Annotated in this window: 12 protein-coding genes and 3 pseudogenes; 4 read left to right on the forward strand and 11 right to left on the reverse strand. The window is 51.1% G+C overall.

The genetic code is table 11. The features are described from left to right. Window positions 1-336: 336 nt before the first annotated feature. Window positions 337-753: pseudogene (locus BUB44_RS09595) on the forward strand (transposase); the annotation flags it as partial. Here the strand turns inward: BUB44_RS09595 and BUB44_RS09600 are convergent. Then, a pseudogene (locus tag BUB44_RS09600) lies at window positions 734-1,141 on the reverse strand (IS110 family transposase); the annotation flags it as partial. The pseudogenes BUB44_RS09595 and BUB44_RS09600 sit on opposite strands and share 20 nt — an antisense overlap. A 587-nt stretch (window positions 1,142-1,728) precedes the next feature. Here BUB44_RS09600 and BUB44_RS09605 point away from each other — a divergent pair. Together BUB44_RS09605 and BUB44_RS09610 are read left to right on the forward strand one after the other, a co-directional pair. After that, the gene (locus tag BUB44_RS09605; protein ID WP_073165664.1) at window positions 1,729-2,328 is read left to right on the forward strand and encodes an RNA polymerase sigma factor; all 600 of its coding nucleotides are present in this window, start codon (window positions 1,729-1,731) and stop codon (window positions 2,326-2,328) included. Next, window positions 2,321-3,226, forward strand: a complete 906-nt coding sequence (locus tag BUB44_RS09610) for a hypothetical protein (protein ID WP_073165667.1) — start codon at window positions 2,321-2,323, stop codon at window positions 3,224-3,226. The genes BUB44_RS09605 and BUB44_RS09610 overlap by 8 nt, the downstream gene beginning before the upstream one ends. 923 nt (window positions 3,227-4,149) lie before the next feature. Here the strand turns inward: BUB44_RS09610 and BUB44_RS09620 are convergent. The 3 genes and pseudogenes from BUB44_RS09620 to BUB44_RS09630 all read right to left on the reverse strand — a co-directional run. Continuing rightward, window positions 4,150-4,729, reverse strand: a pseudogene (locus BUB44_RS09620) (IS1634 family transposase); the annotation flags it as partial. Window positions 4,730-5,031: 302 nt separating this feature from the next. Then, the gene (locus tag BUB44_RS09625) at window positions 5,032-5,499 is read right to left on the reverse strand and encodes a SlyX family protein (RefSeq protein WP_242655941.1); all 468 of its coding nucleotides are present in this window, start codon (window positions 5,497-5,499) and stop codon (window positions 5,032-5,034) included. Between the two features lie 151 nt (window positions 5,500-5,650). Then, on the reverse strand, window positions 5,651-6,172 hold the full coding sequence (locus BUB44_RS09630) for a hypothetical protein (RefSeq protein WP_073165676.1): 522 nt from the start codon (window positions 6,170-6,172) through the stop codon (window positions 5,651-5,653). A 554-nt stretch (window positions 6,173-6,726) separates the two neighbouring features. On the opposite strand from BUB44_RS09630, the gene BUB44_RS09635 reads away from it, so the two are divergent. Beyond that, window positions 6,727-7,419, forward strand: coding sequence for a response regulator (locus BUB44_RS09635; protein WP_242655942.1), 693 nt, complete (start codon window positions 6,727-6,729; stop codon window positions 7,417-7,419). A gap of 119 nt (window positions 7,420-7,538) precedes the next feature. Here the strand turns inward: BUB44_RS09635 and gatB are convergent, their stop codons facing one another. The 7 genes from gatB to hisI form a co-directional block, all read right to left on the reverse strand. Further along, window positions 7,539-8,984, reverse strand: a complete 1,446-nt coding sequence (gatB, locus tag BUB44_RS09640; protein ID WP_073165682.1) for an Asp-tRNA(Asn)/Glu-tRNA(Gln) amidotransferase subunit GatB — start codon at window positions 8,982-8,984, stop codon at window positions 7,539-7,541. A 15-nt stretch (window positions 8,985-8,999) separates the two neighbouring features. Continuing rightward, window positions 9,000-10,457, reverse strand: a complete 1,458-nt coding sequence (gene gatA / locus BUB44_RS09645) for an Asp-tRNA(Asn)/Glu-tRNA(Gln) amidotransferase subunit GatA (RefSeq protein ID WP_073165694.1) — start codon at window positions 10,455-10,457, stop codon at window positions 9,000-9,002. A 13-nt stretch (window positions 10,458-10,470) separates the two neighbouring features. Next, complete coding sequence (gatC, locus tag BUB44_RS09650) at window positions 10,471-10,752, reverse strand: Asp-tRNA(Asn)/Glu-tRNA(Gln) amidotransferase subunit GatC (RefSeq protein ID WP_073165696.1); 282 nt, start codon at window positions 10,750-10,752, stop codon at window positions 10,471-10,473. Window positions 10,753-10,823: 71 nt separating this feature from the next. Continuing rightward, a complete protein-coding gene (ligA, locus tag BUB44_RS09655) occupies window positions 10,824-12,830 on the reverse strand; it encodes an NAD-dependent DNA ligase LigA (protein WP_073165698.1) in 2,007 nt (668 codons plus the stop codon). Between the two features lie 27 nt (window positions 12,831-12,857). After that, on the reverse strand, window positions 12,858-13,718 hold the full coding sequence (locus tag BUB44_RS09660) for a lipid II flippase Amj family protein (RefSeq protein ID WP_027356399.1): 861 nt from the start codon (window positions 13,716-13,718) through the stop codon (window positions 12,858-12,860). A 64-nt stretch (window positions 13,719-13,782) separates the two neighbouring features. Then, on the reverse strand, window positions 13,783-15,960 hold the full coding sequence (gene pcrA / locus BUB44_RS09665) for a DNA helicase PcrA (RefSeq protein ID WP_073165781.1): 2,178 nt from the start codon (window positions 15,958-15,960) through the stop codon (window positions 13,783-13,785). A gap of 159 nt (window positions 15,961-16,119) precedes the next feature. Beyond that, window positions 16,120-16,914, reverse strand: coding sequence for a phosphoribosyl-AMP cyclohydrolase (gene hisI / locus BUB44_RS09670; protein WP_073165700.1), 795 nt, complete (start codon window positions 16,912-16,914; stop codon window positions 16,120-16,122). Window positions 16,915-16,938 lie beyond the last annotated feature (24 nt).

Here is a 16,938-nt window from a genome sequence, read left to right on the forward strand (position 1 = left end):
CAGACAACCGGGGTTGGGGCATGAGAGTGGTTGGGGAAAGGGAAAATCTTTGCCCAGGCGGGCGTATTCTTCCGGCGGTACAGGCGTGTAAAATATCTGCTGCATGGCGGTCACTTCCAGCAAATATTCTACCTGTTCCACAGCCGGAAGAAAAGGGGTCAGTCACTGGTTGTCATATTCTGGTGAATAGACGGACTGACTGACCTGAAATACCAGCACAATTTGCGAAGCAGTTGCAGATTATTCTGGTATCGGAAATAGTTGCAGATTGTTCAATCTGCGAAAATGGGCAGGGGTTGGGCTAAATCAAAGTGAGAATTGACACTCGAAATCACCCATCCAGACCAGGTGTGGGGCATAGATATTACCTACATTCGTCTGCAAAAGGGCTGGGTGTACCTGGTAGCAATCATGGATTGGTACTCCCGTTATGTGGTCAGTTAGGAGATGGACCTCTCGCTGGAGATTTCCTTTGTCCTGGAAGCGGTTAAACTGGCCCTGGCCCGGTCCCGGCCGAAAATCATGAACAGTGACCAGGGAAGCCAGTTCACCAGTCCGCAGTACATAGAGCTTTTAAAAAATGCAGGGGTCCAAATCAGCATGGACGGCAAGGGTAGAGCTACAGATAACATCTTTGTCGAGCGCCTCTGGCGCAGTCTGAAATACGAAGAAGTTTACCTGCACGACTACGCCAGTCCCCGCGAGGCCAGGCAAAGAATCGCCCACTACCTGGACTTTCCTGGTCCCGGGTGAGCATCTTTAGTTCCGCGATTAGTTCCGCATCTGGCTTAAGCCTCTTCAACTGCGCCAGATCGGAGCGGCTGATGTTGGCCAGCAGCCGGGCATCGATGGGGTCGCTTTTTGCCCCGGAGGGCTTTCGCCGGTAATCCACAATCTTCGGATTAAGCGGGTAAACTGGAAAGCCGGCTTCCAGCAGAAACTGCACCAGAAGACCGTTTTTGGTTTCGAGCAGGCAGGCGAAATTTTCCGGTTCGGGATCGATGCTCAAGAGCCTTTCCTTTAATAATTCCATGCCTTTCCTGTTGTGAGGGATGGTGAAATACTTAAGCTCTTGACCCTTTTCATTGAGTACAGCTACGTCATGATGCAGGTCAGACCAGTCAATTCCTACGAAGTACATGTCGAGAACCTCCGGTATATAAGATTGGCTGCAGACTGGTCAGTGGGCCTTATCTAACGTGGTGCTCGAAGCACAACCCTTCTATAAACCGCAGTCTGCAAATTTGATCCAGGAAAGGTAGCTCTTTTTTAAGCAATCGAACAGCCAGGAGGTGAAATCCTTTTCCCGGAAACTTTGAACTATATTTTGCCAACTTAGTTGAGCATCCTACTCCTAAGTTGAGTTTAACAGATAAGGAGGTGGCTACCACCAGGGATATTATTATATTATAGAGATGGCAGTGCAAATAGCCTGATAACCATAATCAATCTACCTACATGGTCTACTGAACACATGTTGGACTCTTTAACTTTTAATAAAAATGTTTAACTCGAGTTTAAAAACCTCATTGCCCCTATACCCGGGTAAAAGAAAACCTTATGGTTCAAGGAAGTATGGAACAACGGGGTTAGCCGGTACTTTATCTGTTTCAATCCAGAATGAGCAGAACGAGACTTTAATGGGAGATATTACTTTTAAACTCTAGCCTGACAATAGAGTCCACTTGATTTGTAGAAGGAACTTCCGGCAGGAAAGGAGATGTGACATTGAAAGATGTTGAACTGATCAAACGATGCCAATCTGGTGATATCAATGCATTCGAACTCCTAGTTGAAAGATTTGGTGCTCAGGCTGTCCGTACCGCGTATTTGGTTACAGGGCGGCAGGATCTAGCGGAGGATATTGCCCAAGAAACATTTATTCAATGCTTTTATTCAATTAAACAGCTAAAAAAGGCTGAGTTTTTTAAGACATGGTTTTATAAAATATTACTTCGAACCGGACGGAAGATGGCTGCTAAAAACAGAAGGTTGTTGCAAATTGATAATCTAGACAATAACTTTAATGCGGTTCAGTTACATCATTATGACCTAGAAGAAGCATTTGAAAAAAATGAAGCTAAAGAAGCGGTATACCAGGCTGTCAGCACGTTGAGCGAACCCCTCAAAGTGGTAATAACACTTCGCTACTTCAATGACTTTTCCATCAGTGAAATAGCCAGTGTTCTCGGCTGTAAGGAAGGTACAGTCAAGTCCCGCCTTCATAACGCCAGGAAGCTGATAGCAGCTTTCCTGCAGGAAAAAGGCTTGAATACTGCCAGCAGTGAGGATAACCAATCAAGAAAGGAGTGTATTCTCAATGTTTAAACAAGAACAGTTTGAACAGCTGATCAAAAGTGCGTTGATCACTATGTCCGAAAAAATAAATCCGCCCGAGGATATGGGGTCGAAGGTGCGGAATGCGGTGCTTCTGGGGAAGAGAAAAAGGGCCTTGCCCTACAATTGGATATTTAACTGGAAAAAGGCCGTTGCTGTAGCAGCCTGCTTAACCATTTTTGGTGGCGTTATTACACTGGCAGTCTCGCCGGGTTTACGGGCTTGGGCAGACGAAAAGGCCAATATATTGAACAAGATTTGGATGGTGAGGCAACAAAATGATGATAGTGGTACCATTACCATTACGGCTAGTGAGGGCCTGGACAGCGCGGCCATCAAGGCGCATCGGGAAGCTGTTTTGAGAAACCGGGCCAAGGCAAGCGGACCTGTAAGTTATGTACCATACACAACCCTTGCGGAAGCTGAAAGGGAAATCGGGTTTAAGATCAAGGTGCCTGCATGTTTTCCTGACGGGTATGGGTTGCCAAAAAGAATCTGGGTTGGCGAATATATGAAGGCTCAAGACGGAAAGCTTGTGGCCACCGGCAAGCACGAGGTACGCATGAGGTTTGACGGTGGGAATGAAGACAACCTGGTTCGCACGAGGTTTGATTATGGAAATGTCGACAGCTCGCCAACATTGGTTTATATCATATCTGAAATCGGCATGAAATTTAAGCCTGGCTTCAGGTGCGAAGAAATAAAAGTTGGGGGTAGGAATGCATGCTGGTATGAAAGTGAAATTACGCTGAACAAATACGGGCAAAAGCCGCAGCAAGTAATCGAGCGGGCTATCAGCTGGGAGGAAGGGGGCATGACCTATTTGTTGAATGATTCCACGGGGTTATCTAAGCAAGAGTTGGTAAGGATAGTTGAGTCGATTCAGTAGTTGAGTCGATTTAGTTAGGTAGCTTTTCGGAAAGTCGGTAACAAACCGACTCGCCAGGAGGATAGGGCAATGCTTGAGAGCAACCCGGGCGCCTGGCGGGGGTCTGCCGGGGATAGAGGGTAACTTTCATCGAGTTGCCCCTATTCTTTTTCTCTATCCCTGGGAGAACCAAAAGGCCATCCTTTTTCCGTAGTGTCCTTTCGCGGGCGGGAATGCCGAACTGTCCAGGACAATTTTCCCTTCTGATGCAGCCAGCTTTGCCGTCTTGGTTACCAAACTCTGTACCGTCTGTTCCAGAAGTTCCTAACCCGCCTGCTCCTTTAAGTCAGCGAGAAACCGGTAAAATACGGTTGATGAGGGTGAAGACTTTCTGATGTTAAAGCCGCACCAGTAGGCAAGCTGGGGCGAATATTTAAGGCATTTAAGTCCTTCTTCCTCGAGTTTGAAAGCCAGAAACTGTTATTTTACCCCCCAAAATCCGCGAAGCCTTGAAAAATGGGCATATTATGTTGTAAAGCACTGCCAGAATGAAAAGCAACTGTCAGAAAACCGGCGATTTATAAAAATCGTAGTAATCTTCCACAACCTGTGGAAAGAAAAGCTGGGACTGGGCCCCTGTGTGCGGCGTATCCTGAATCGCACGGAAAAGACCTCTCCCTTTGAAGAAGCCCTGTTTGCCATGGTTTTAAACCGGTTATGCGATCCGTTTATTCTTCCCAGGCTGAGCTCCTGGCGGCAGAAAAGGAAGTGGGCCGGGAACTGGTAGCCCGAACTCAAGCAGCACAAAGAGGATCCTGCACTGAAAGAAGAGCTGGCCCTTTACGAGAGGGTGCTAAACGGTGAAGGAGTGGGCAGCTTTGCCGACCCGATGTCCGCTGGGGCTTCAAGAAAAAGAATGAGCCCTTTTTTGGTTACAAGGTGCACGCTACGGTGTTCCAGAAAATCATGTCCACTTCCAGGTCGAACAGGTTTCTGGTGCTGTCAAAAAGGTCCAGTTCTATCCTCTCTTTATATTCGGCCAGAAAATCAAGGGCACGGTAAAAAATGGTGCAGTTCCAGCTGGTCAAAGGACGGCCGGTAAACTTCTTTGAGCCATTCATTAACGCCCCGTTTGGAAAGCGGGTCGCTGATCCGGTTCAGCACCATGGCGTAGACGGCCTCAGCCAGTTGGCTGCAGGTGTATGCCTGGGAGAAATGGCGTTTCAGGATAAAGTCCAGGCCAAGTTGTTCCCACAGATGCCGGAAAATTAAATCCAACCCCCATTCCTTGGCACTGTGAACCATCAGTTTATCAGCTTCGGCCTGTATCCATTTCGTTTTTGAGAATTTAGCCAGGCTGGCAATGAGCTGGTCAAGGCTGCCTTTCTGAAGTTCGTCGATGCGGCCCAGGTTGGCCACCACTTTCTGGCGCACTTTGCCGTGCTCCCTGACGGCTTCGACTATCTGGACATAGGTTCTTTTTGAGCCATCCTTGTTGGTGAAAGTTTTTGTTCTGGCATACATGGCATAGATATTATACCATGTTAAGGCAGGTTAGAAAAACTAAATATTTACAGACGTGGCACTACACTTTAGCAATTTTTGGGGATTCCGCCAACTAAGACCCTTGATTTTACTGGGTTTCCAGCTTCGTTGGAAATGTATGGGGCGCTAAAGTTTCAAACTTGAGTTTAACCATGAGTTTAACCATTACACAAAACATTTTACGTTCTTGTTTACTCCGAGGCAGGCCGATGTTTCGTCCGGCCCGTGGCACGGAGCGACGGGGGATGACCGCCGTCCCGAGAGTTATACGACAGTATCTATCATTTATCCTGCTGATTGTCCGCAGTACATTGGGATAATAAATAGTCACATAATGCCACATGGAAACCTTGATCTCTTAAATTTTTGATCAACATAAGTGGCACTTCATCGCTTATGGCACCCAGAATTTTGGCAAGAGCCTCTTTTACATCTTTATATTTGAGAGGTTCGTTGGAAAATAAAAAATCTGTAGGATAATCTTTAATTTTTCTAAAGCGCTCTTGTATTTTTTTACCATTAAATTTATCTGATAGTAATATGAAAAGTAAATCAATTTTATCTTGCTTTTCCGGGGATATTTGATAAGACACAATAAAATCATAATATGGGTATTTGGGATTTGTGACTTTGCATACAGATAGGCGTAAAATATAATCTGACAGCTCGTTTATTTTATTTTGCATTTCATCGATCTTTTTCTGTTGCTGAAAAATAATTTTTTGTAACTCTTCAAGTTTATGTTCCAAGTTTATTCCCCCCCATTGTATGGTTGATTAAATTCTGTGGTTGTCGCACTAATAAATTGAATCAACGCCAGGAGAATAAAGGAGGAATGTCTTCCTCCTTTATTCTCCTAATTTGATTGTTTATATCCAGTTAACAATTAGGTCTAATCGTCTATAGTAATAACCAGTCTACAGTTCTTGCTATAGCATCGGCTATAGGTAATGCATAGTATCCAGGCACACCAACCGAAGTTAAACTTGTAAACAACATACTTCTTATGGTTGCCGTTGCATAATCTTGAGCATCATCAATCTTCTTAATAACGTTGTCCAAAGCTTTCGTGATTTTAGAAATATTGTTTGTTAAATAATTTGCCGTATCTGGATCTAACCTTTTTAGAATATATTCTAAAACCTCGCCGCCATACTTAATAGCGCTTTTAATGGTTTGAAGCGCCAACTTAACCAGGAATCCAAGCTTTCCAGCAGGTTGTACTTCTCCATCCTTAGTAGCAGTAGTACTGAGACTATTTGCATCCTTCTCGAGTTGTAAAACATCATTTTTGAATTCATAAGTATTAGAGAAACTGCTTAAAGTGTTTGACGGCACAGCATAGGCAGTTGTGCTAAAGGACAAAGCAATAACAAGAACCAGTAATAAACTAATTGCTTTTAATTTTAATTTGCACTTCACAAAACACAACCTCCTTATTATTATTGTTATCTCCCCATGGCCCTGATGTTGAGTATATCCCGGCCAACTGGTGATGGGATTTGCAGTTACCCATTTGTACACCCCCAGGGCCGGATTGAGTACTGATTACGAGGGTGAGTAAGGCAGTTCCCAAGGGGAATCCAAGTCCTGTACCCGGCTTGATTTTTCTGGAAGTGCGGTGAACCTTGTTGGACAAACTTTTTGTCGGTATCGACGTGATCCCTAAGAATAGTAATGTTCATTGTAAACGCCAACAGTAAAGCTAACTGGAAAATTATGCGCCGGACACGGTGAACAGAAGCATTTGCCCTGGTGGATAACATCGCTGAGCTCGCAACCCACCATTCTCTACATCAGGTTGTGCCCCACCTCCTCGTCATTTTGTTGACGTTACTATTATACAGTAATTATCTCCTTAAATGGTTTCAAAATGGTAAAATTTTGGTAAATATTTGGTAACAAATTTTAAATAGAGAGGAAATAACGGAACTATGTCGAAAAGTTTTAATATCAGATAAAGGGAAAGGAGTGAAATGATGGGGAAAAACGTCCTTGTCGTAGAGGATGAGCCGGGAACAAGGGATTATCTGCGTATGGTTTTGGAACAGAATGGTTTCACCGTATACGAAGCAGCTACCGGTGAGGAAGGCCTGGATTTGGCAGCAAAAGCGAAGCCCCTTCTCGTGTTGCTGGATCTAATACTGCCGGGAATGGATGGTTATGAGGTTTGTCGCAAGCTGCGAGGCAGTCACCCGGAAGTGGCTGTCATTATGATTACCGGCTGTAACGAAAGAGAGGACATAATCAAAGGACTGGAAACAGGTGCCGACGACTATGTTGTTAAGCCTTTCGACTCAAGGGAGCTTTTGGCTAGGGTAAAGGCGACACTGCGCCGCACACTGCCTGCCGCTCAACAGAATGTTATCACATTTAATAATATTGAAATTTTCCCTGCCGCACGGCAGGTAAAAAAGAATGGCCGGTATATTAAATTATCGCCGCGCGAATATGAGTTGTTACTTTTATTTGCTCAAAACCCCAATCGGGTATTTAGCCGGGATGAAATACTGGATCACTTATGTGGTCAAAATTTTTTCGGTGGGCGCAAAACGGTGGATATCTACGTCAGCAGGTTGAGAGCACGACTGGCAGATGAATCGGGTAAGCCCCGTCTGATTAAAACTGTACGGGGTACAGGTTACATTTTTAATTTTGACCCGGAATAACTTGTCTGCCGGGATCCTGGAATCGCCGGATTTTACTCCTGTAAAGGCTATCTGTGTAGATGGCGGAGGTTTGAGAGGAGGGAGCTGGCCGCCCCCTCCTGCTCGATTGCCCGATTTTATTAGCTGGAATGGAGTTTTTCCCTGAGCAGGCGGTTGACCAGCTCCGGGTTGGCTTTGCCCCGGGTGGCCTTCATTACCTGCCCCACCAGGAAGCCAAAGGCCCGATCCTTTCCTTTCAGGTAGTCCTCCACCACCTTGGCGTTGCTGGCCAGCACTTCATCCACCACAGCAGCAATGGTCCCCTCGTCGGTAATCTGCACGAGCCCCTTCTCCTGTACAATCTGTTCCGGGTCCTTGCCGGTGGTAAACATTTCTTCAAAAACCGTTTTGGCTATCTTCCCGCTGATGGTACCCCTGTCCATCAGCTTGAGCATGTCGGTGAGCTGCCGTGGCGAAACCTTACATTGGGTAATATCCATATTGTGGGCATTCAACAGGCGTGCGAGGTCTCCCATCATCCAGTTGCTGACCGCCTTGGCGTTGGGATAAAGGGCCACACACTCCTCAAAATAATCGGCCATTTCCTTGGTGGCGGTAAGTACGGTGGCATCATAAGCCGGCAGATCGTAGCGTTTGATGTAGCGGTTGCGCCGCTCGTCGGGAAGTTCGGGTAGTGTAGCCCTGATTTCCTCCACCCAGCGGCGGTCAATGATCAGGGGTACCAGGTCCGGCTCGGGGAAGTAGCGGTAATCGTGGGCCTCTTCCTTGCTGCGCATGGGCAGGGTTACCCCTTTACTCTCATCCCAGGTACGGGTTTCCTGGATGATGCGGCCGCCTTCCTCAAGGACGGCAATTTGCCGTTCCACTTCGTAAGCCAGGGCCCGCTGCAGGGCTTTAAAGGAATTCATATTTTTAATTTCCGTTTTGGTTCCGAACTCGCGGCTTCCTTTGGGACGTACGGATACGTTGGCATCGCAGCGTAATGATCCTTCCTCCATTTTGCAGTCGGAAACCCCGGTATACTGGATAATGGTCTTCAATTTTTCCAGGTAAGCCCTGGCCTCCTCGGGAGAGCGCATGTCCGGCTCGGAGACTATTTCAATGAGCGGTACCCCGGTGCGATTATAGTCCACCAGGGAATAGGGAGAAGTGGCAATGGTACCCTGGTGGATCAGCTTTCCCGCATCCTCTTCCATGTGGATGCGGGTGATACCTATTCGCCTGGTCTGCCCGTTCACTTCAATGTTCAGGTAGCCGTTTCTGGCCAGGGGCAGGTCATACTGGGATATCTGGTAATTTTTAGGTAAATCCGGGTAATAGTAGTTTTTACGGTCGAACTTGGAGTACTCCGCAATTTCGCAGTTCAGGGCCAGGGCCGCCCTGATGGCGTATTCCAGCACCTTTTTATTTAGAACCGGCAGCACTCCCGGCAATCCCAGGCAAACCGGGCAGACATGGGTATTGGGGTCTCCACCAAATTCCGTCGAAGACGGGCAAAAAATTTTGCTTTTGGTTTTTAACTCCACATGTACTTCCAGACCGATAATGGTTTCATATTCAGTCAAGGCTTGCTTCCCTCCCTATAGAGACGGCCGGCGGCGGCTATAATCCGCATGCTGCTCGAAAGTGTAAGCTACCCGCAACAGGGTGCCCTCATCGAAGGGCTTGCCAATTAACTGCATGCCTACGGGTAAGCCGTTCACAAACCCGGCCGGAATAGATATTCCGGGTATGCCGGCCAGGTTTACCGCCAGAGTGCAGATGTCAGACATGTACATCTGAAGGGGATCATCCATTTTCTCTCCCCGTTTAAAAGCTGGAGTCGGGGTAGTAGGAGCCAGGAGCACATCAAACTTTTCAAAGGCCCGATCAAAATCCTGTTTGATCAAGGTGCGGACCTTCAGAGCCTTCAAGTAATAAGCATCATAATAGCCTGCAGAGAGGGCATATGTACCCAGCATGATGCGCCGCTTGACTTCCGGACCAAAACCCCGGCTGCGGGTCTTCATAAACATATCCACCACATCCCGGGCGTCTTCCGCCCGGTAGCCGTAACGGACCCCGTCATAGCGGGCCAGGTTGGAACTGGCTTCCGCCGTGGCAATCAGGTAGTAGGCGGGCAGGGCATAACGGCTGTGGGGCAGAGTAGTTTCTTCGATTTCCGCTCCCAGGGAAGCCAGCAATTTTAAAGCCTGTCCCACAACCTCTTTTACAGCCGGGTCAATGCCTTCCCCTATATATTCCCGGGGTACGCCAATTTTCAGACCCTTTACGTCATCCTTCAAGCAGGACGTGAAGTCGGGAACATCACCCGGTGCCGAAGTGGAATCCAGGGGATCGTGCCCGCTAATGGCGTTCAGCATCAGAGCGCAGTCGGTAACATCCCGGGTAAAGGGACCAATTTGATCCAGAGAAGAAGCAAAGGCCACCAGCCCATAACGGGAAACTGCTCCATAGGTGGGTTTCAAGCCGATTACCCCGCAAAACGCGGCCGGCTGGCGGATGGAACCTCCCGTGTCGGAACCAATGGCGGTAATGGCTTCTCCAGCCGCTACCGCTGCGGCAGAACCGCCACTTGACCCTCCCGGCACCCTTTCCGGGTCCCAGGGGTTGGCAGTGGCAAAGAAACCCGAATTTTCCGTGGAAGAGCCCATGGCAAACTCGTCCATATTGGTTTTTCCCACCATTACCGTCCCGGCGGCCTCCAGCTTTTCCACCACCGTAGCGTTATAGGGGGGTACGAAATTGTAGAGCATCTTAGAAGAACAGGTGGTACGAATACCGCGGGTACATATATTATCCTTGATGGCTACCGGGATACCGGCCAGGGGTGGGATCGCCTCGCCGGCAGCAATCTTACGATCGATTTCCTGCGCCCGGGCAAAGGCCCTTTCCCTGGTCAGGGTTACATAGGCTTTGACTTTTTCTTCCACGGCATCAATACGGTCAAAAACGGCGCGGCAGATTTCTTCGGCACTGACTTCCTTTTTAAGGAGCAAATCGTGCAGTTCGTGGGCGGTGAGGTAATATAACTCCAACAGGACTCCCTCCTTATACTATCCGCGGCACTTTGAAGAATTGTCCTTCCGTTTCCGGAGCATTGGCCAGCACTTCATCGGGCGGCAGGTGTTCGCCCACTTCATCTTCCCGCCAGACATTTCTCAGGTGCAGCACGTGTGCGGTGGGTGGTACATCATCGGTATCAAGCTCGTTCAGCACCTGGGCGTATTCCAGGATAGCGTCCAGCTGTTTGGTATACATTTGCTTTTCTTCTTCGCTCAATTCCAGGCGGGCCAGAAGGGCCACATGCTCCACGTCCTTGATGGTTATCATACCAGCACCTTCCTTACTTTCAAGACTTTAAATGACAACATTATAGCGCTCCATGGGGGAGGTTGCAACTTTCAGTCCTGCACCAGGCGGCGGAAGTCTTCTTCCCGCAGGATGGGGATGCCCAAGGCCAGGGCCCTCTCATATTTACTACCAGGCTCCTCTCCCACCACCACATAATCGGTTTTTCTGCTCACACTGGAGCTTACGCGCCCGCCCAGGCGCTCAATCAGTTCCCGAGCTTCCTGCCTGGTAAAGTGCTCCAGCGTGCCGGTAAGGACAAAAACTTTCCCCGCCAGGGGCTTGTACCCGGGTTCGTCAACCACCTCCTCACGGATATTGACACCGGCAGCCACCAGCTTTTCCAGCACCCGGCGGTTTTGTTCCTGGGCAAAAAAGGTAAGGATGCTATCAGCAATTTTGGGTCCGATTTCCGGAATTGCCAGCAATTCTTCCCGGGTAGCCCGGCAGAGCCGATCCAGGGAACCGAAACGCCGTGCCAGAATGCGGGCGGCCCTTTCCCCCACGTGACGGATGCCAAGGGCGAAAATCAGGCGGTAAAGAGGGTTGGACTTGCTCTTTTCAATGGCCTCCAGGAGGTTTTGTGCCGATTTTTTACCCAGGCGTTCCAGGGGTACCAGATCTTCCAGGCGCAGGGCGTAAAGATCCGCCGGATCCCGTACCAGCCCGGCTGCCAGCAACTGGCCAATCACTGCCGGCCCGAGGCCGGCAATATCCATGGCGTTGCGGGAAACAAAATGCAGCAATCCTTCCCTCAGCCGGGCCGGGCAGGCGATATTGGTACAGCGGGTTGCCACCTCCCCCGGCGGGCGTACGACTTTTGCACCGCACTCGGGACAATGGTGAGGCATGACAAAAGGTTTTTCGTCCCCGGTTCGCTCCTCCGGGATTACCGCAACCACTTCCGGGATTATATCACCGGCTTTCTGAACGATTACCATGTCTCCAATTCGAATGTCTTTCTCCCTGATTATATCTTCGTTATGCAGTGTAGCCCGGCTGACGGTGGTGCCGGCCAGGCGAACCGGTTTTAGAATGGCAGTAGGAGTCAGTACTCCGGTACGTCCCACCCGCAGGATGATATCCTGCACTCTGGTTCTGGCCTGTTCGGCCGGAAATTTGAAGGCAACGGCCCAGCGGGGACTTTTCATGGTGGCCCCTAACCGGGCCTGCTGCTCCAGGGAATTAACTTTTATAACCAGGCCGTCAATAACATAAGGAAGGTTGAAACGCTCTTCCTGCCACCGGCTGCAGTAATCTATAACTGCTTCAATATCTGGCAGAAGACGGTAGTGAGGATTAACGGGAAAACCCATTTCCCTGAGCAGGGAGAGAACTTCAGCGTGGGTACGTACATCAACTCCTTCCACTTCCCCGAGGCCGTAAGCAAAAATGCTCAGCTGGCGGGAAGCCGTTACGGCCGGATCCAGCTGGCGCAGGCTGCCTGCAGCAGCGTTACGCGGGTTGGCAAAGAGGGGCTCTCCCGCTTCCTCCCGGGCCTCATTCAGGTGCCTGAAGGCATCTTTGGACATGTACACTTCTCCCCGCACTTCCAGCAGGGGTACGGTTTGACGCAGGCGCAGGGGAACAGCACGAATGGTTTTCAAGTTGGCAGTAACATCCTCGCCCGTTTCCCCGTCCCCCCGGGTGGCCCCGGCAACCAGCAGGCCGTTTTCATAGCGCAGGGAAACGGCCAGCCCGTCTATTTTCAGCTCCACCACATACTCCACCCTCTCCCCGGGCAGGGATGAACGCACCCGGCGGTCAAAGTCCCGCAATTCTCCTTGATCAAAAGCATTGGCCAGGCTGAGCATGGGGATGCGGTGGCGAACGGTGGCAAAGCCTTCCCGGGGCTTCCCCCCCACCCGCTGGCTGGGTGAGTCGGGAGTGACCAGGGAGGGGTACTTGCTTTCTAGTTTAATCAGTTCCCGCATCAGGGCGTCGTAACGTTCATCGGAAATTGCCGGATCATCCAGGACATAATAACGGTAATTGTGGTATTCAATTTCCCGGCGCAACTCTTCAATCCGCCGGCGGGCTTTTTCCAAGGCGCTGTCCAAAAATACACCCCCCAAGAGAAACCGGATTCAGGTAATCAGCTCGGCAACAAAACGGATCAGCAGAGCCCCGGGAATAAAAAGCACCTGGGCTAAAAGGGTACCTGCCAGTCTGGTTAAGGCCAGGTAAACAGCCATTTGCTTTACATCAGCCTCCGGGCGCACCCCGCGCATAGCCTGGTCGGTAATCATGGCTGCCGTAGGATCCACCACAGTGGCCGCCAGAACAGCGGCCACGCCGTTCACAATCCCCGAAGTAAGGGTGGCCGTAGAGCGGAACTGGGGTATTAATGCCCCTGCATACAGGGCTGATAGCACGCCGGTAGTCCAGATGCCGGTGATTAATATGTTGGCCAGCAGAAAATAACGCGGTATTTTCAACGGCCCCCGCAGGGCATCCCGGAAATGGCCCGCCCCGGGTAGCTTAACCTTCCTGGCCATGGCTAAAAGCTGCCGCGGGGATACGATCATTTTATAAATCATCCGCGGTACAGAACCCAGATCCTCCAGGAGCATAATCCCCCGGGTGAATACACTGACAAAGGTGGGTATCAGAAGCCCCCCCATAATGGTTCCCCCGGTGGCAGCCAGGATAACCAGGCGGATTTCCATATTCAACCTGGACAGCTGGGCCTGGTAATAGGGGTCGGCCAGGAGATTCCCCCCTCCCGCATGCTTCAAGCCGGCATTAATGGCATGTTCAACAATAGAGGACATCAGGGGGGCCTGAATTAAATTTGCTGTGCTGGCAATCAGAAAGATTACCTGGAAAAGGGAGAGAGCCGTGGCCAGACGCTGGGTGCGGACACCGGCCAGGCGAACGGAATAAATGAGAGTATTAATCATATGAATAATGGCCGTCAGCAGGGCCACAATCAGCAGCCGGGTCATTTAAAACCTCCATAGAAGTTTCGAGCATATTTATATTATTGCCCTCATGACTGCCGGGCAGACTTTAAAGCCGCTCCAGAGGAGCATAGCGGGCCAGAAGGGTTTTGGTACCCAGGTTGGGAAATTCCACCTGTAATTCTGCATTTTCCCCCTGTCCCCTGACATTGACCACCGTACCCTGGCCCCACTTCCGGTGCCTGACCCGGTCACCCGGGCTAAAGGCACAAACCTGACGGCGGGCCCTTTCTCCGGCCGCCATCCGGGACGGCCCGGCCCCTTTGGAGATGATCTGGAGCTGGCCTGCCCCGTAACCGCCATCAAGGGGGTCATCGGCCGTAACCAGGTGTGGCGGTATCTCCTCCAGGAAGCGGGACGGGTCATTATGACGGGTAGCACCATAAAGGGTGCGCTGCCAGCAGTGGGTTAAATAAAGCCTTTCCCTGGCCCGGGTAATGCCCACATAGCACAGGCGCCTTTCCTCTTCCAGTTCCGCCGGCTCCACCAGGGATCTGGAATGGGGAAAAACTCCTTCCTCCATTCCTATAAGAAAGACCACCGGGAATTCCAGACCCTTGGCGCTGTGCAGGGTCATCAGCACCACCTGGTCGGCCTCCCCGTCGTAGCCGTCAATGTCGCTCACCAGGGACAGCTCGGCCAGGAAGGTGCTCAAATCCCGTTCCCCCTCCTGGCTGTCGAAAGCCCGGGTCACCGAGAGGAATTCCTTCAGGTTTTCCTGCCGGGTGCGGGACTCCACCGTATTGTCAGCCAGGAGTTCCTGCCAGTACCCCGACCTCTGGAGCACTTCCCAGGCCAGGTCGGTTACAGTTAACTTGCCCTGCTGTTCATAAAGCCAGCCGAAAAGACGGGCCAGTTCCAGGCAGGCCGCCCGCACGCTTCTGGTCAGGCCGGGAATTTCCTCCACCCTGGCCAGGGCTTCCAGAACCGGGATTTCCCTGGACGCGCTGAAGTCGAGCAGCCTTTTCAGGGAAGCCTCCCCGATACCCCGCCGGGGCACGTTGATGATGCGCCTCAAGCTTACCGTATCTGATGGATTGACCACCAGCCGCAGGTAGGCCAGCAGGTCCTTAATTTCCTTACGGTCATAGAAGCGCAGGCCGCCCACGATAGTATAGGGGATTCCCCGGTGCAGCAGGACTTCTTCCAGCACCCGGGACATGGCGTGGGTGCGGTAAAGCACCGCCATATCCCGGTAGGGCACTCCCCGGCGGTGGAGCCGGGTAATGCGGTCGGCCACGTAATTGGCTTCGGCCCGCTCGTCATGGGCCAGGTAGACCACCACCGGGCTTCCCGCACCGGCAGCCGTCCAGAGCCTTTTTTCCCTGCGTCCCCGGTTGCGGCGGATAACGTGGTTGGCCGCATCCAGAATGGTCTGGGTGGAACGGTAGTTTTGCTCCAGTTTAACGATCCTGGCATCGGGGTAATCCTTTTCAAAATCCAGGATGTTCTGGATATTCGCCCCCCGCCAGCTGTAAATACCCTGATCCGGATCCCCTACCACGCAGAGGTTACGGTGCTCCCGGGCCAGGAGGTTCACCAGCACGTACTGGGCGTGGTTGGTATCCTGATACTCGTCCACCAGGATGTAACGGAAACGGTTCTGATAGTAGCGCAGAACCGCGGAGTTTTCCTGGAAAAGGCGCACCGTGAGCATGATCAGGTCATCAAAATCCAGGGCATTATTGCGAAACAGCTTGTCCTGGTACAGGACGTAAATGCGGGCCACCTGCCGGGAAAAGAAATCCGAGGCTTCTTCCTGGTAAGCATCGGGATCCAGCAGTTTATTTTTCGCCCCGGAAATGGCCGCGGCTACAGACCGGGGCGGAAATTTTTTCTCGTCCAGGTTTAACTCTTTCAGGCAATCTTTAAGAACGGTCTGCTGATCATGCTCGTCGTAAATCACAAAATCACCGGCATAACCCAGAAAACGGGCTTGCGTACGCAGGATGCGCAGGCAGGCCGAATGGAAGGTGGAAACCCACAGGTCCCGGGCAGCATGGGGAACCATGGCCTCAACCCGTTCTTTCATTTCCCGGGCCGCTTTGTTGGTAAAGGTGATGGCCAGGATATGGTGGGGTTCCACCCCCTGCTGCAGGAGATAGGCGATACGGGTGGTCAACACCCGGGTTTTACCGCTGCCCGCCCCTGCCAGCACCAAAAGGGGGCCTTCCATGTGCTGTACCGCTTCTCTCTGCGCTTCATTTAAATTTTTAAGCAGATCCATTTTGGCGATCACTTCCCATCCAGGGTGCATTATACCACAGCCCCTGCCCTTCCGGTACCATCAAAAGAAAAACCCGGCGCATTTAGTAGCAAGACCGGGAAAATTTTTTTCATCAGGCCGTAAGGCCCGTTACCAGCAACAAAACCAAACCTTATCCAATTAATCATCCTTCCGCCGCCCGGCCAGCTCGGCAAAAACCTCCGCCGGCGTTATCCCCTGCTCGGCCAGGACCACCAGCAAGTGGTAGAGAACATCGGCGCTTTCCTCAATAACCTCTTCCCTGTCCCGGTTTTTGGCCTCTATGATCAGCTCGGTGGTTTCTTCTCCCAGTTTTTCGAGCATTTTATCCAGGCCCTTGTTAAATAGTTTGGCGGTATAGGAACCGGAGGGGCGCTTCTCCTGCCGTTCTTTAATTACCCGGTACAATTCTTCCAGAATCCGGGCATCAACTGCTGTTTGACTTTCCTCACCCTCTTCAGTTTCGTCCTGTGATTCCTTTTCCAGGGCAACAGGAGACGGGCTGGCGCCCTGTCCCGACTCCGGGAGGCCGGCCTCCGGCCGGGTTCCCAGGCCGTATACCTCCTCCGGGTCAAACTGCCGTTCCCCTATTACTTCCACCTGTCCTGTCTGCGGATTCAATCGGTAGTGGAAGCAGGTGTAATAACCTTCGTGGCAGGCGGCTCCCGTTTGTTTGACCTTGACCAGAAGAGTATCCCGGTCGCAGTCATAGGTTATCTCCTGGACTTTCTGCACGTTCCCCGACGTTTCTCCCTTATGCCATAATTTTTGCCGGCTCCTGCTCCAGAACCAGGTTTCGCCGGTGGCCATGGTTTTTTCCAGCGCTTCCCTGTTCATATAGGCCATCATCAGCACGGTACCGGTACTGCTGTCCTGAATGATGGCCGGAATTAAACCATTGCGATCATACTTCAAGCACCCCGGATCAAAGGTCATTGTTTTTCCTCCTGTCCTCTTTCA

The sequence above is a fragment of the Desulfofundulus australicus DSM 11792 genome (genome assembly GCF_900129285.1).
In the GTDB taxonomy this organism is placed as follows: domain Bacteria; phylum Bacillota; class Desulfotomaculia; order Desulfotomaculales; family Desulfovirgulaceae; genus Desulfofundulus; species Desulfofundulus australicus.

Bases quoted from the DNA above. Each gene is read 5' to 3' on its own strand.
- BUB44_RS09610 (WP_073165667.1), top strand. From the start codon at position 2,321: ATGTTTAAACAAGAACAGTTTGAACAGCTGATCAAAAGTGCGTTGATC.
- BUB44_RS09635 (WP_242655942.1), top strand. From the start codon at position 6,727: ATGATGGGGAAAAACGTCCTTGTCGTAGAGGATGAGCCGGGAACAAGG.
- gatC (WP_073165696.1), bottom strand. From the start codon at position 10,752: ATGATAACCATCAAGGACGTGGAGCATGTGGCCCTTCTGGCCCGCCTG.
- BUB44_RS09660 (WP_027356399.1), bottom strand. From the start codon at position 13,718: ATGACCCGGCTGCTGATTGTGGCCCTGCTGACGGCCATTATTCATATG.
- pcrA (WP_073165781.1), bottom strand. From the start codon at position 15,960: ATGGATCTGCTTAAAAATTTAAATGAAGCGCAGAGAGAAGCGGTACAG.
- hisI (WP_073165700.1), bottom strand. From the start codon at position 16,914: ATGACCTTTGATCCGGGGTGCTTGAAGTATGATCGCAATGGTTTAATT.